Source organism: Mesorhizobium ciceri biovar biserrulae WSM1271 (genome assembly GCF_000185905.1).
GTDB lineage: Bacteria > Pseudomonadota > Alphaproteobacteria > Rhizobiales > Rhizobiaceae > Mesorhizobium > Mesorhizobium ciceri.
Genome location: NC_014923.1, coordinates 1,212,276 through 1,225,831 on the forward strand (window position 1 = coordinate 1,212,276; position 13,556 = coordinate 1,225,831).

11 protein-coding genes are annotated in these 13,556 nt (G+C 63.1%); 5 read left to right on the forward strand and 6 right to left on the reverse strand.

The features are described 5' to 3' along the window. Nucleotides 1-59: 59 nt before the first annotated feature. Nucleotides 60-1,328 carry an SAM-dependent methyltransferase gene (locus MESCI_RS05770; protein WP_013529019.1) on the forward strand — a complete coding sequence of 423 codons (1,269 nt, stop codon included), beginning with the start codon at nt 60-62 and terminating at the stop codon, nt 1,326-1,328. 1 nt (nt 1,329) lies between these two features. Here the strand turns inward: MESCI_RS05770 and MESCI_RS05775 are convergent, their stop codons facing one another. Both MESCI_RS05775 and acs read right to left on the reverse strand, forming a co-directional pair. Then, complete coding sequence (locus MESCI_RS05775; RefSeq protein WP_013529020.1) at nt 1,330-2,073, reverse strand: MOSC domain-containing protein; 744 nt, start codon at nt 2,071-2,073, stop codon at nt 1,330-1,332. Then, a complete protein-coding gene (gene acs / locus MESCI_RS05780; protein WP_013529021.1) occupies nt 2,073-4,028 on the reverse strand; it encodes an acetate--CoA ligase in 1,956 nt (651 codons plus the stop codon). The genes MESCI_RS05775 and acs overlap by 1 nt, the downstream gene beginning before the upstream one ends. Nucleotides 4,029-4,330: 302 nt before the next feature. On the opposite strand from acs, the gene MESCI_RS05785 reads away from it, so the two are divergent. After that, nucleotides 4,331-4,603 carry an usg protein gene (locus MESCI_RS05785; protein WP_013529022.1) on the forward strand — a complete coding sequence of 91 codons (273 nt, stop codon included), beginning with the start codon at nt 4,331-4,333 and terminating at the stop codon, nt 4,601-4,603. A 242-nt stretch (nt 4,604-4,845) separates the two neighbouring features. Here the strand turns inward: MESCI_RS05785 and MESCI_RS05790 are convergent, their stop codons facing one another. Continuing rightward, entirely contained in the window at nt 4,846-5,880 is a 1,035-nt protein-coding gene (locus tag MESCI_RS05790; RefSeq protein ID WP_013529023.1) for an aldo/keto reductase, read from the reverse strand. A gap of 54 nt (nt 5,881-5,934) precedes the next feature. Further along, nucleotides 5,935-7,116 carry an MFS transporter gene (locus tag MESCI_RS05795; RefSeq protein ID WP_013529024.1) on the reverse strand — a complete coding sequence of 394 codons (1,182 nt, stop codon included), beginning with the start codon at nt 7,114-7,116 and terminating at the stop codon, nt 5,935-5,937. 119 nt (nt 7,117-7,235) lie between these two features. On the opposite strand from MESCI_RS05795, the gene MESCI_RS05800 reads away from it, so the two are divergent. Beyond that, nucleotides 7,236-8,144, forward strand: a complete 909-nt coding sequence (locus MESCI_RS05800) for a LysR family transcriptional regulator (protein WP_013529025.1) — start codon at nt 7,236-7,238, stop codon at nt 8,142-8,144. Between the two features lie 44 nt (nt 8,145-8,188). Here the strand turns inward: MESCI_RS05800 and MESCI_RS05805 are convergent, their stop codons facing one another. Both MESCI_RS05805 and MESCI_RS05810 read right to left on the reverse strand, forming a co-directional pair. Next, nucleotides 8,189-9,238 carry an aldo/keto reductase gene (locus MESCI_RS05805; RefSeq protein ID WP_013529026.1) on the reverse strand — a complete coding sequence of 350 codons (1,050 nt, stop codon included), beginning with the start codon at nt 9,236-9,238 and terminating at the stop codon, nt 8,189-8,191. A gap of 110 nt (nt 9,239-9,348) precedes the next feature. Next, nucleotides 9,349-10,011 (reverse strand): YggS family pyridoxal phosphate-dependent enzyme, encoded by a 663-nt coding sequence (locus MESCI_RS05810; RefSeq protein WP_013529027.1) that lies wholly within the window; start codon nt 10,009-10,011, stop codon nt 9,349-9,351. 155 nt (nt 10,012-10,166) lie between these two features. Here MESCI_RS05810 and leuS point away from each other — a divergent pair, with 155 nt between their 5' ends. Together leuS and lptE are read left to right on the forward strand one after the other, a co-directional pair. Continuing rightward, a complete protein-coding gene (gene leuS / locus MESCI_RS05815) occupies nt 10,167-12,791 on the forward strand; it encodes a leucine--tRNA ligase (protein ID WP_013529028.1) in 2,625 nt (874 codons plus the stop codon). Continuing rightward, nucleotides 12,778-13,356 carry an LPS assembly lipoprotein LptE gene (gene lptE, locus MESCI_RS05820; RefSeq protein ID WP_013529029.1) on the forward strand — a complete coding sequence of 193 codons (579 nt, stop codon included), beginning with the start codon at nt 12,778-12,780 and terminating at the stop codon, nt 13,354-13,356. Before leuS ends, lptE begins: the two co-directional genes overlap by 14 nt. Nucleotides 13,357-13,556: the final 200 nt, after the last annotated feature.

The following is a 13,556-nucleotide window of genomic DNA, read 5'->3' on the forward strand; positions in this document are numbered from 1 at the left end:
GCGATTGCCAGGCCGACCGGGCAAACTTCTGCCCCTGAGCCAGCATTCGGAGGAATCGCATGGAGGCAGCCGAAAAGGCCGCTCGCATCGTTCGAACGGTGATCGAAACATTGAAGCCGGGTTTTGCGGTCAGGCTGTGGACCGGGGAGCGGATCGGCCCCGCCACTGGTCCGGTGCTCACCATCAACGACCAGGACATCGTCTGGCAGATCGTGAAGCGACCGTCCCTGTCGACGCTGATCGAGATGTGGATTTCCAAGACGATCGACATCGAAGACGGGACGATCTTCGATTTTTATGCCCTGCCGTCGCAAGGCAAGCTCAGAACCAAGCTCAAGTCGCTGCCGAAAATGGCGATCCTGCGCGACCTGCCTTCCGTGCTTTTGGCACGCAAGCAGATGAGCGCGCGGACCGATCTGTCGGGGCGCAATCCCTATGTCAGCGGTTCGAGCCAGGAGGCGATCCAGCATCACTATGACATCTCGAACGCCTTCTACCGGCTCTTTCTCGACGAGCGCATGGTCTATAGCTGCGGCTACTTCAAGGATTTCGCCAATGGCATCGACGAGGCGCAGGTCGACAAGCTCGACCACATCTGCCGCAAGCTCCGGCTGAAACCGGGCGAACGACTGCTCGACATCGGCTGCGGCTGGGGCGCCATGCTGATCCATGCGGCAAAGAACTACGGCGTCGTCGGCCACGGTGTGTCGCTGTCGCAGGCGCAGACCGAGCTGGCCCGCGAACGCATTCGCGCCGAGGGGCTGGAGGACCGCATCACCATCGAGATCAAATCCTATGCGGAACTCACCGGCAGCTTCGACAAGATCTCGTCGATCGGCATGTTCGAACATCTCGGGCTCGCCAACCATGCGACTTATTTCAAGACCATTCATCGCCTGCTGAAGCCGGGCGGCATCTATCTGCACCACGCCATCACCCGGCGCAGCAAGGGCGACATCAAGAAGACCTTGCGCAAGGGGCCGGAGTTCAAGGCGCTGCTCAAATACATTTTTCCCGGCGGCGAACTCGACACCATCGGCATGACAACAGGCAATCTCGAGGCGCATGGTTTTCTCGTCTACGATGTCGAGAACCTGCGCGAGCACTATGCCCGCACCTGCAGGCTGTGGGCGGAGCGACTCAACGAAAGGTTCGACGAGGCTATCGCCGAGGTGGGCGAGGCTAGGGCGCGGCTATGGCTGCTTTACCTGACGGGCTGTTCGATCACCTTCGAGCGCGCCTCGGCACAGATTTTCCAGACCGTCGTGACCAAGCGCGCGCGCGGTCCAAGCGGCCTGCCGCCGACACGGGCGGATCTGTATCGATAGCTTACAGGAAGCGCATCGCGTCGCCGACTTCGACGCGCGCCGGCCTGTCGACCGTGCAATAGACGCCGAGATTGTGGGCGTTGTGGCGGACCAGGTTGCGCAGGATCGCCGGATCATGGTCGAAGCCATCCTGGGCGACGATGGTGAAACCGCAGCGGCGGCAGGGTTCCGAGATGGTCAGCAGGAGATCGCCGACGGCAAGCTTGCGGCCGATCCATTCCGTTTCGGGAAACGAGCCTTCGATCGCCGCCATGTCGACAACGATGTTGGGGCGGAAGCGGCGCGGGTCGGCGACCCCTTCCGGGTGCAATGCTTTCAGGCGTGCCAGCGAAGCCGTGGTCAATAGATGAATCGGCGCCTTGCGGTAGCGCTCCGCGGTCAGCGGGCCGGCATAGTCAGGCCCGGTATTCTCGCGGCGAAACGGACGGAGCGAGGCCTCGAAGCCGAGATAGGCCGACACCGCGCGGTCGCTCTCGATGCTTGGCGCGGCCAGCCAGTCGCCCTCGGGAACGGCAATCTCGAGTTCCAGGGTCGGCGACAGCCGGGTGCGGATGCGCGGCACCTTGTGCCATTTCGCGTCGCGGTCGGGTCGTGCGATCTCGTTGTCGGACACGTCGACAAGGCCGAACAGGCGGTCGCCGTCGATGCTCTCGACGTCGACCGAGATTGTTTTCAGGCGCTCGCCGGCAAGCGAACTCGCCGGATAGCGCCAGAGTTCGCTGACAGTGCCCAGCGCGGTCTGCATCAGCTCTTCTTGTTCTGCCGGTTGGCGACCAGATCATCGACGACGGCCGGGTCGGCAAGCGTCGAGGTGTCACCCAGGGCAGAAAAATCGTCCTCGGCGATCTTGCGCAGGATGCGACGCATGATCTTGCCGGAACGCGTCTTCGGCAGGCCCGGCGCGAACTGGATCTTGTCGGGCGAAGCGATGGCGCCGATCTCCTTGCGGACATGGGCAACAAGCTCCTTGCGCAGCTCTTCGGTCGGTTCGGCACCCTTCATCAAGGTGACGTAGCTGTAGATGCCCTGGCCCTTGATGTCGTGCGGATAGCCCACGACCGCGGCCTCGGAAACCTTCTCATGGCTGACCAGCGCCGATTCGACTTCGGCCGTGCCCATGCGGTGGCCGGAGACGTTGATGACGTCGTCGACGCGGCCGGTGATCCAGTAATAGCCGTCGGCGTCGCGGCGGCAGCCGTCACCGGTGAAGTACTTGCCCTTGTAGGTCGAAAAATAGGTCTGCACGAAGCGGTCGTGATCGCCATAGACGGTGCGCATCTGGCCCGGCCAGGAATCTGTGATGCACAGATTGCCGTCGGCCGCACCTTCCAGCACCTTGCCCTCGCCGTCGACCAGCTGCGGCTTGATGCCGAAGAAAGGCCGCGTCGCCGAACCCGCCTTGAGGTCGGTCGCACCTGGCAGCGGCGTGATCAGGATGCCGCCGGTCTCGGTCTGCCACCAGGTGTCGACGATCGGCACCTTGCCGTTGCCGACGACGTTGAAATACCACTCCCAGGCTTCCGGGTTGATCGGCTCGCCGACCGAACCCAGCACGCGCAGCGACTTGCGCGACGTCTTCTTCACGTGCGCATCGCCGGCGCCCATCAGCGCGCGCAACGCCGTCGGCGCGGTGTAGAAGATATTGACCTTGTGCTTGTCGATGACTTCCCAGAAGCGCGACTGCGACGGATAGTTCGGCACGCCTTCGAACATCAGCGTGGTGGCGCCGTTGGCGAGCGGGCCGTAGACGATGTAGCTGTGGCCGGTGACCCAGCCGACATCGGCGGTGCACCAGTAGATGTCGCCGTCATGGTAGTCGAAGACATATTGGTGGGTCATCGAGACGTAGACGAGATAGCCGGCGGTGGTGTGCAGCACGCCCTTCGGCTTGCCGGTCGAACCCGACGTGTAGAGAATGAACAGCGGGTCCTCGGCCTTCATCTTCTCGGGCTTGCATTCGGCTTTCACCGTCGCGATCTCGTCGTGATACCAGACGTCGCGGCCTGAAACCCAGCCGGTCTTGCCGCCGGTGCGGCGCACGACCACCACCTTTTCGACTTTCGTTCCGGCTTTCGCGGCGATCTCGATCGCCCTGTCGGTGTTTTCCTTCAAAGGGATCGGCTTGCCGCCGCGCAGGCCTTCGTCAGCCGTGATAACGAAGGTCGACTTGCAGTCGTCGATGCGGCCGGCCAGCGCATCCGGCGAGAAACCGCCGAAGACGATCGAATGGACGGCGCCGATGCGCGTGCAGGCCAGCATCGCATAGGCGGCTTCCGGGATCATCGGCATGTAGATGGTGACTCGATCGCCTTTCTTGACGCCGTGTTTCTTCATCACATTGGCGAGCCGGCAGACATGCTCGTAGAGCTCGTTATAGGTGACCTTCTTGTCGTCGTAGGGATTGTCGCCTTCCCAGATGATGGCGGTCTGGTTGCCGCGCTTCTTCAGATGCCGGTCGATGCAGTTGTAGGAAACGTTGGTCAGTCCGTCCTCGAACCATTTAATCGAGACCTTGCCGTCGAAGGAGGTGTTCTTGACCTTGCTGAACGGCTTGAACCAGTCGATGCGCTTGCCGTGCTTGCCCCAGAATTTGTCCGGGTTCTTGACGCTGTCGGCATACCATTTCAGGTAGGTGTCATTGTCGATCAGCGCGTTTTTCTTCCACGCCGGCTGGACGCGATGGACATGAACCTCGGACATTCCTGACTTTCCTCCCGAACCAATCGCCGGCTTGAAATGCCGGCGGGATCGCGGCGACACGGCCGCGAATTCGGCGGCATTATTACCAGTTCCGCCGTTACGGCAACATTAGACGTTGGATTCGCGCGGCGGGATGCCGCAGGGGGCTTCTCCAGGGCTGTCAGCACTCGAAGAGGTGCGCTGCTAACTGCATGTTTTCGCATGCTAAAGCCGGTTCAGATGAAGAAAAAATCAATAGACGGTTAATCAGCGGCGCGCACAATCAGCCGTGGGAGGACAGGCGAATCAACCTGGGGACCGTCATGCGCGACCATGCCGAAATGGACCTGATGCTCAAAGGCTATGGCTTGACCACTGCCAAGATTCTTTATCACTTTCCCGATCACCCGCATCTGCTGCAGAGCTTCATCTGGCAGGACTACGATCTCGCGCCGAAGTTTCCGGTGCTGATCAAGTTCATCGAATTCTGGAAGGCCAAGCTGGACGGGCCGCTGCATTCGATCAGCTACACCCACCAGAAGCTGATCGCGCCGAATGAATGGCGCAAGGTGGATGGGGAGTTCGTGCTGCATTAGGGACGAGTTTCGCAGCAACGGCTTCTTGAGGTCGGCGTTCTACGACGCCCCCCTCTGTCCTGCCGGACATCTCCCCCTCAAGTGGGGAGATTGGCAGCTCCACCGACAACGCCGCCCCTTGTTACGCCTGCGATTGGCGAAAGTCGCCGCGACATCCGATCTCCCCCCTTGAGGGGGAGATCGCCGGCAGGACAGAGGGGGGCGCTGGCCCGCGAACCTTGCGCCATGACGGCCCGATGCGCTCAAACCACCGGCGGGTTCAACCGGGCAAAGCCTTCCTGGCGGCGATAGGGGAAGTACGGGTAGGGTGCTGTGACCTCGCTCGCTGCGTCGAGCTTTTTCACCTGCTCCGGCGTCAAGGTCCAGCCGACGGCGCCGAGGTTCTGGCGCAACTGCTCCTCGTTGCGGGCGCCGATGATGACCGACGATACGGTCGGGCGCTGCAGCAGCCAGTTGATGGCGATCTGCGGCACGGTCTTGCCGGTTTCCTCGGCCACGACATCGAGGGCATCCATCACTCGATAGAGATGCTCGTCCTCGACCGGCGGACCGAAGCTTGCCGTGTCGTGCAGCCGGCTCTTTTCCGGTAGGGACTGGCCACGGCGGATCTTGCCGGTCAGGCGGCCCCAGCCAAGCGGGCTCCACACCAATGCACCGACGCCCTGGTCGAGGCCGAGCGGCATCAGCTCCCACTCATAGTCGCGGCCGACCAGCGAATAGTAGACCTGATGGGCGACATAGCGCGGATAGCCTTGGCTGTCGGCTTGCGCCAACGACTTCATCACTTGCCATCCGGAGAAGTTGGAGACGCCGACATAGCGCAGCTTGCCGGCACGGATCAGGTTGTCCAGCGTCGACAGCACCTCCTCGATCGGCGTGCCGGCATCGAAGGCGTGTAGCTGCAAAAGGTCGATGTAGTCGGTGCCGAGGCGCCTCAGCGCATCATCCACGGATCTGATCAGCCGCGAACGTGACGAGCCGTAATCGCCCGGCCCATCGCCCATCGGCAGCGCGGTCTTGGTCGAGATCAGCACGGCATCGCGGCGGCCTTTTATCGCGTCGCCAAGCACCTGTTCAGAAGCGCCGTTCGAATAGACGTCGGCCGTGTCGAACAAATTGACACCGGCCTCCAGGCAGATGTCGATCAGCCGCCGCGCTTCCCTGGCGTCGCTGTTGCCCCAGGCGCCGAACAGCGGGCCGGAACCGCCAAAGGTTCCCGCGCCGAAGGAGAGTGCGGGCACTTTCAAGCCCGATGCACCGAGACGTCGATAATCCATCTTTTTACTCCTGGTGGTATGAAGGGGTGTCGAAAGCGGGTTTGCAGAGGACGGTCACGACCGGATGGAGGCAGGCTCGCCGAGCGCTGGGGTGCGATCGAGACGCAGCGCCAGGCCCGCCACGGCGAGTGCCGTGAGCGGCAGCAGGGCGGCGACCCAGGTGAGGGAACCCAGACCAAGGCCGTGGGCAATCACCGCGCCGCCAAGCCAGGCGCCTGCGGCGTTGCCGAGATTGAAAGCGGCGATGTTGAAGGACGAGGCGAGGCTCTGGCCGGCACCTTGCGCCTTGTCCAGCACCCACATCTGCAGCGGCGCCACGGTAGCAAAGGCGGCGGCACCGAGCAGGCCGACATAGATGACGGCCATCACCTGGCTGTGGATGGCGAAGGTCATCGTTGCGAGCACCAGGGCCAGCACCACGAGGCTGCCCAGCACGGACGGCACAAGCCAGCGGTCGGCGACCTTGCCGCCAAGCAAATTGCCGGCGATGAGACCGCCGCCGAAGACGAGCAGGATCGGCGACACGGCTGCTTCCTTGAAGCCGCTTATCTCGGTCAGCAACGGAGCGATATAAGTGAAGACGGCGAAGACGCCGGCATAGCCGAGCACGGTGGTGGCGAGGCCGAGCAGGACGGGGGTGCGGCGCAAAACGGCGAGATCGGCGCGCAGGTCGCTCTTTTCGGGCGCCGTCCGGCTGCGTGGCACCAGAGCCAGGATGACGGCGAAGGCGGCCACACCGACCACTGTCACGGCCCAGAAGGTCGCGCGCCAGCCGAAGGCCTGGCCGAGCCATGTGCCGAAGGGCACGCCGAGGATGTTGGCGATGGTCAGGCCGGTGAACATCAGCGCGATCGCCGAGGCTTGTCTGTTGGGCGCGACCAAGCCGGTGGCGACCACCGAGCCGACGCCGAAGAAAGTGCCGTGGGCAAAGGCGGTGATGATGCGGGCGCCCATCAGCGTCCAGTAGTCGGGCGCCAGCGCGCAGGCGAGATTGCCGAGCGTGAAGATCGCCATCAGCGCCAGAAGCACGGTCTTGCGCGGCCAGTTGCCGGTGGCGATGGTCAGCAAGGGCGCGCCGATGACGACGCCAAGCGCATAGCCCGAAATGAGCTGGCCGGCAGCCGAAATCGAAACGCCGAGATCCTTGCTGACATCGAGCAGCAGACCCATGATAACAAATTCGGTGACGCCGATGCCGAAGGCACCGGCGGCGAGGGCGTAGAGAGCAAGAGGCATGGCGGTTTCCACTTCGATGGCGAAGAGCGCCGTCCCGCGCCCCGACCCCTGAGATCGTGCTTCCCTGCATTGTGAACCAGGCTTGCCTTGGGCATATTTTCTGTGAAATAGATTCATAAATGGCCAGGCCCGACGTCAATCGCTCCGGTGAGATCGAAGTGTTCGTGCGCGTCGTCGAGGAAGGCAGTTTCTCCTCCGCGGCACGCGCGTTGCGCATGACGCCGTCGGCGGTGAGCAAGCTGATCGCGCGGCTGGAGGCCCGGCTTGGCGCGCGGCTGGTCAGCCGCTCGACGCGAAAGCTGCAACTGACGCCGGAAGGCACAGCATTCTACGAGAGCGGCCTGCGCATCCTTGCCGACATGGCGGCAGCCGAGCAGGAGGCAGCGGCCGGTGCTTCACCGCGCGGACGTGTGCGCATTAACAGCTACGTGCCCTTCGGGGTGCATCGGCTGGTCCCGCTTCTGCCTCGGTTCCTGGAACGCTACCCCGAGATTTCGGTCGATCTGGTGCTGACCGACAGCGTCGTCGACCTGATGGCGGAGCGCGCCGATGTTGCCATCCGTGCCGGGCCATTGAGTGAGTCACGGCTGGTGGCGCGCAAGCTCGGGCAAAGCCCGGTGGTCGTTGTTGCAGCACCTTCTTACCTCGAGACGCACGGCATACCGCTGACGCCAGCCGATCTCGACAAACACAACCGCATGGGCTTCGGCTTCGTCAGGCACCTCGATGGCTGGCCGTTCCTCGACGCGGAAGGCCGCGTCATCATGATTCCGATCACCGGCAACACGCTGGTCAGCGATGGTGAGGCGATGCGGCTCATGGCACTGGCGGGCGCGGGCATCGCCCGGCTGGCGCGCTGGCATGTGGCGGAAGACATAGCGGCCGGCAGACTGGCGCCGCTGCTGGAGGCATTCAATCCGGGTGACGAGGAGCCGACCCACGCCGTCTATGTCGGCCAGGGCCGGCATCTGCCGGCGCGGGTGCGCGCCTTTCTCGATTTTCTGGGCGAGAGCGTCCGGCTGACCTGACATCTCCGGAGCCACGGCTCCCGAGATGTCAGCGTGGGCTGTATTTATGCTTTCGGCGTGAACGCCGCCGGACGGCGGCCCGCTGCCTGGCGCTCCAGCATCCAGCCTGGATATTCGGACGGCAGGGCGCTGACCTCGTCGAGACGAACCAGATCGTCGGTGTCGAGCTTCACCTCAGTGGCGGCAAGGTTCTGTTCAAGCTGCTCCATGCGGCTGGCGCCGATGATGACGCTCATCACGAAGGGCTTGGCCAGGACATAGCCGAGCGCCACCGTGGCGACGCTCACATCATGTTTTTTGGCGATGTCGCGCATGACGGCAACGGCCGCCCAGGCGCGGTCCTCATTGACCGGCGGGAAGTTGAAGGACGCGCGGCGGCCTTCGCCATTGCCGGGTGCGCCGGGACCATATTTGCCGGAGAGCAGGCCACCGGCCATCGGCGACCACACCATCAGGCCGAGCTTCTCCTCATTGAGCAGCGGCACGATCTCGCGCTCGAGATCGCGGCCGGCGATCGAATAGTAGGACTGCACGGTCTCGAAACGGGCAAAGCCCTTGCGCTCGGCGATGCCGAGCGCCTTGGCGATGCGCCATGCCGCCCAGTTGGAGACGCCGACATAGCGGACCTTACCGCTGGCAACCAGATCGTCGAGCGCTCGCAGCGTCTCGTCGATCGGCGTCACCGTGTCGGTGCCGTGCAACTGGTAGAGATCGATATGGTCGAGCTGCAGCCGCTCCAAGCTGGCATCGACCGAATCCATGATGTGGCCGCGTGACGAGCCGCGCTGGTTGGGGCCTTCACCCATGGCGCCATGCGTCTTGGTGGCGATGACCACATTCTGCCTGTTGACCTTGAGATCCCTGAGCGACTGGCCGAGCAACCGTTCGGATTCGCCAAAGGAGTAGACGTCGGCCGTATCGAAGAAATTGACGCCGGCGGCAAGCGAATGGGCAACGATCTCGTTGACGCCCTTCTGGTCGAGGCTGGCGATCAGGCCCCATTGGGCATTCTGACCGGCGGCGCCGAAGGTCATGGTGCCGAGGCACAGTTCGGAGACGAACATCCCCGTATTTCCAAGCTGGTTGTAGCGCATGGTGGCGGCTCCAGAGAGTTTGTGATGACGCAAAGCAAATAGGAACGGTACGTTTCGTTTCCAGTCCTGGAGCAACGAGCCTGTCGGATTGGCCCAAACGCCGTTGCGTCTCAGCGAGTGCCGAAGATCGCCGAACCGACGCGGACGCTGGTGGCGCCGAAGGCGATTGCTGTTTCGTAGTCGCCGGACATGCCCATCGAGAGTTTGGCGACGTTGGCTTCCTTGCTAAGCTTCTCCAACAGCGCAAAATGCGGACCGGGATTCTCGTCGGCCGGCGGGATGCACATCAGGCCTTCGATGGCGAGGCCATGCACCTCGCGGCAGCGGGCGACGAAGGCCACGGCGTCGCGGGGCTCGATGCCGGCCTTCTGCGGCTCGGAGCCGGTGTTGACCTGGACATAGAGTTTTGGCGCGCGGCCCTGTTTGGCGATCTCCTTGGCGAGTTCGGCGGCGATCTTCTCGCGATCGACCGTCTCGATGACGTCGAACAGTGCTACCGCTTCCCTAGCCTTGTTGGATTGCAGCGGGCCGATCAGATGCAGTTCGATGTCGGGAAATGCGTCCTTCAGATCAGGCCATTTGGCTTGCGCCTCCTGCACCCGGTTCTCGCCGAAGACGCGCTGGCCGGCTTCGATGACCGGGCCGATGTCGGCGGCATCAAAGGTCTTTGAGACCGCGACCAGGGTCACGGCGCCGGCTTCGCGGCCGGCCTCGCGTTCGGCGGCGGCGATCTTCGCCTTGACCGCGAAAAATTGCTGAACGGCGTCACCCATATGCAAATCCTGCTGTTTTGACCGGCGTTTTTGTCAGACGCGGTACCCATATGGTTGACGGGTTTGCCAAACCATGGTGAACACCCGGACCACATTCCCTGAACTGCCGAGCCGTCGCCCGCAGTTCGCGCATGCTTTTAAGTGAAAAACGTCCCATGGCAACCGAACGATATAATCCGCGCGCGTCAGAGCCCAAATGGCAGAAGGCCTGGGACGCCAAGAAGCTGTTCGAAGCGCACAATGACGATCCGCGCCCGAAATACTACGTGCTGGAGATGTTTCCCTATCCGTCGGGGCGCATCCATATCGGTCATACCCGCAATTACACGATGGGCGACGTGGTGGCGCGCTACAAGCGGGCCAAGGGCTTCAACGTGCTGCACCCGATGGGCTGGGACGCCTTCGGCATGCCGGCCGAAAACGCGGCGATGCAGAATAAGGTCCACCCCAAGGAGTGGACCTACCAGAACATCGCCACCATGCGCGAGCAGCTCAAGGTCATGGGGCTGTCGCTGGACTGGGCGCGCGAATTCGCCACCTGCGACGTCGATTACTACCACCGCCAGCAGATGCTGTTCCTCGACTTTGTCGAGAAGGGGCTGGTGATGCGCAAATCCTCCAAGGTCAACTGGGATCCGGAGGACATGACGGTGCTTGCCAACGAGCAGGTCATCGACGGGCGCGGCTGGCGCTCGGGCGCGCTGGTCGAACAGCGCGAACTGACGCAGTGGTTCTTCAGGATCACCGACTTCGCCCAGGATCTGCTGGATTCGCTCGAAGGCCTCGACGAATGGCCGGAAAAAGTGAAGCTGATGCAGCAGAACTGGATCGGCCGCTCGGAAGGCCTGCTGATCCGTTGGCCTCTGGCCGACGCCTCTGATGGCGAGCATGAGCTGGAAGTCTATACGACAAGGCCCGACACCATCTTCGGCGCTTCCTTCATGGCTGTCGCCGCCGATCATCCGTTGGCCAAGAAGGCCGCTGCGCACAATCCGGCACTGGCGAAGTTCATCGAGGATATCGGCCATATGGGCACCTCGGTGGCGGCGCTGGAGACAGCTGAGAAGAAGGGTTTTGACACCGGCCTCCGCGTCGTCCATCCGTTTGACGACAACTGGACGCTGCCTGTCTATGTCGCCAATTTCGTGCTGATGGAATACGGCACCGGCGCCATTTTCGGCTGCCCGTCCGGCGACCAGCGCGACCTCGACTTCGCCAACAAATATGGCCTGCCGGTGATTCCGGTGGTGATGCCGGAAGGCGAGAATCCGGCGACGTTCCAGATCATCGATGAAGCCTATGTCGATGACGGCGTGATGATCAATTCGCGCTTTCTCAACGGCATGAAGCCGGATCAGGCTTTCGACGAAGTCGCCAAACTGCTGGAGCAGAAGACGATCGGCAACCGGCCGATGGCCGAGCGCAAGGTGAATTTCCGCCTGCGCGATTGGGGCATTTCGCGCCAGCGCTACTGGGGCTGCCCTATCCCGATGATCCATTGCGAGGCTTGCGGCGTGGTGCCGGTGCCGAAGGCGGACCTGCCGGTGAAGCTGCCCGACGATGTCGATTTCGACCGCCCGGGCAATCCGCTCGACCGTCATCCGACATGGCGGCATGTGAAATGTCCGCAATGCGGCAGGGATGCGCGGCGCGAAACCGACACGATGGACACGTTCGTCGATTCGTCGTGGTATTTTGCCCGCTTCACCGCGCCGTGGGCACATGAACCGACCGATCCCAAGGCGGCCAACGAATGGCTGCCGGTCGACCAGTATATTGGCGGGATCGAGCACGCGATCCTGCATCTGCTCTATTCGCGCTTCTTCACCCGCGCCATGCGCGAGGCCGGCCATGTCGATCTGGCCGAGCCGTTCAAGGGCCTGTTCACGCAAGGCATGGTGGTGCACGAAACCTATCGCGTTGGCTCGGCATCGAACGGCCGCTGGCTGGCGCCCACCGAAGTTCGGCTGGAGGACGTCGACGGCAAGCGCAGCGCCATCGAGATCGCCACCGGCGAAACCGTCTCCATCGGCCCGCTGGAAAAGATGTCGAAGTCGAAGAAGAACACGGTGAGCCCGGAAGACATCACCGATGGCTACGGCGCCGATACGGCGCGCTGGTTCATGCTGTCGGATTCGCCTCCCGAGCGCGATGTCGAGTGGACCGACGATGGCGCCGCCGGCGCGCATCGCTTCATCCAGCGCATCTGGCGCCTGGTGTCGACGGCGGCCGAAACACTGGCCGGCATCAAGCCCGTGGCGGCCAGCAGCGGCGAGGCCGCGGTGGTTTCCAAGGCCGCGCACAAGATCCTCAAGGCGGTCGGAGAGGATATCGAGAAGCTCGCTTTCAACCGCGCCATCGCCCGCATCTACGAACTGGCCAACGCGCTGACCACGCCGCTTAACGAGGTGGCCGAAGGCAAGGCCGATGCAGCGCTGAAAGGCGCCTGCCGGCAGGCGGTGGAGATTCTCGTGCATCTGATCGCGCCGGTCATGCCGCATCTGGCCGAGGAGTGCTGGGCAACGCTCGGCGGCACCGATCTCGTTGCCGAACGGCCGTGGCCGGTCTTCGATCCGGCGCTGGTCGTCGACAACGAAGTCACCTATCCGGTACAGGTCAACGGCAAGAAGCGGGGGGATTTGACAATTGCCCGCGACGCGGACCAAGGTGCGGTCGAAAAAGCGGTATTGGCTCTCGACTTCGTGCAGAAAGCACTCGAAGGGAAGGCTCCGCACAAGGTGATCATCGTGCCGCAGAGGATCGTCAATGTCGTTGCCTGATCGGGAAAAGACAGAGTTGAGCCATTTGCTGCGCCGCATGGCGCTTGCCGGCCTGATAGGTTCGCTCGCGCTTGTCTCGGCCTGCACGGTGCGGCCGCTCTATTCGAGCGCGCCACTGTCGGGTTCGCAGGCCAGTGCCAGTGCCGAACTGGCGTTGATCGGCATCAAGCCGGTCAATACGCGTTACGGCCAACAGGTGCGCAACAATCTCATTTTCGGGTTTGGACGAGGCGCCGGCGAGCCGGCCTCGCCGGCCTATTCGCTCAATCTCGGCGTGACCGAAGCGGTCGAGTCCGCGGCACTTGTGCAGGTCGGAACCGACGAAGACGAGCCGACCGCCGGTTCCGTGACGCTGACCGGCAGCTATACGCTGGCCGATGCGAAGACCGGCGTGGTGATCGCATCCGGCAAGCGTTCGATCACCTCGTCCTTCGACAGGCCGCGTCAGGAATTCGCCGCATACCGGGCGCAGATCGACGCCGAGAATCGCGCGGCGCGAGAGTTGGCGGAAGCGCTGCAGCTGTCCATTGCCCAGGACCTTGTCCGGCACGGCAAGACCGGCTAGCGCACCTCATCTGCTTCACGAAAACGGTCTGGCGCCCCAGGCATGACGGGATGATCGTGGGATCATGACCAGATTCCCGAACAGAGCCAGATTCTGAACAGAGATTGTCCGAAGAGACCCATCGGCCTGCTATAGCACAGCGAGTAGATCGCGCCACAGCGGTGGGTGCGGCGAGGCGACGATCGTGCCACGTCGCTCGC

Bases quoted from the DNA above. Each gene is read 5' to 3' on its own strand.
- MESCI_RS05785 (WP_013529022.1), top strand. From the start codon at position 4,331: ATGCGCGACCATGCCGAAATGGACCTGATGCTCAAAGGCTATGGCTTG.
- MESCI_RS05795 (WP_013529024.1), bottom strand. From the start codon at position 7,116: ATGCCTCTTGCTCTCTACGCCCTCGCCGCCGGTGCCTTCGGCATCGGC.
- leuS (WP_013529028.1), top strand. From the start codon at position 10,167: ATGGCAACCGAACGATATAATCCGCGCGCGTCAGAGCCCAAATGGCAG.
- MESCI_RS05810 (WP_013529027.1), bottom strand. From the start codon at position 10,011: ATGGGTGACGCCGTTCAGCAATTTTTCGCGGTCAAGGCGAAGATCGCC.
- MESCI_RS05775 (WP_013529020.1), bottom strand. From the start codon at position 2,073: ATGCAGACCGCGCTGGGCACTGTCAGCGAACTCTGGCGCTATCCGGCG.
- MESCI_RS05770 (WP_013529019.1), top strand. From the start codon at position 60: ATGGAGGCAGCCGAAAAGGCCGCTCGCATCGTTCGAACGGTGATCGAA.
- lptE (WP_013529029.1), top strand. From the start codon at position 12,778: ATGTCGTTGCCTGATCGGGAAAAGACAGAGTTGAGCCATTTGCTGCGC.
- MESCI_RS05790 (WP_013529023.1), bottom strand. From the start codon at position 5,880: ATGGATTATCGACGTCTCGGTGCATCGGGCTTGAAAGTGCCCGCACTC.
- MESCI_RS05800 (WP_013529025.1), top strand. From the start codon at position 7,236: ATGGCCAGGCCCGACGTCAATCGCTCCGGTGAGATCGAAGTGTTCGTG.
- MESCI_RS05805 (WP_013529026.1), bottom strand. From the start codon at position 9,238: ATGCGCTACAACCAGCTTGGAAATACGGGGATGTTCGTCTCCGAACTG.
- acs (WP_013529021.1), bottom strand. From the start codon at position 4,028: ATGTCCGAGGTTCATGTCCATCGCGTCCAGCCGGCGTGGAAGAAAAAC.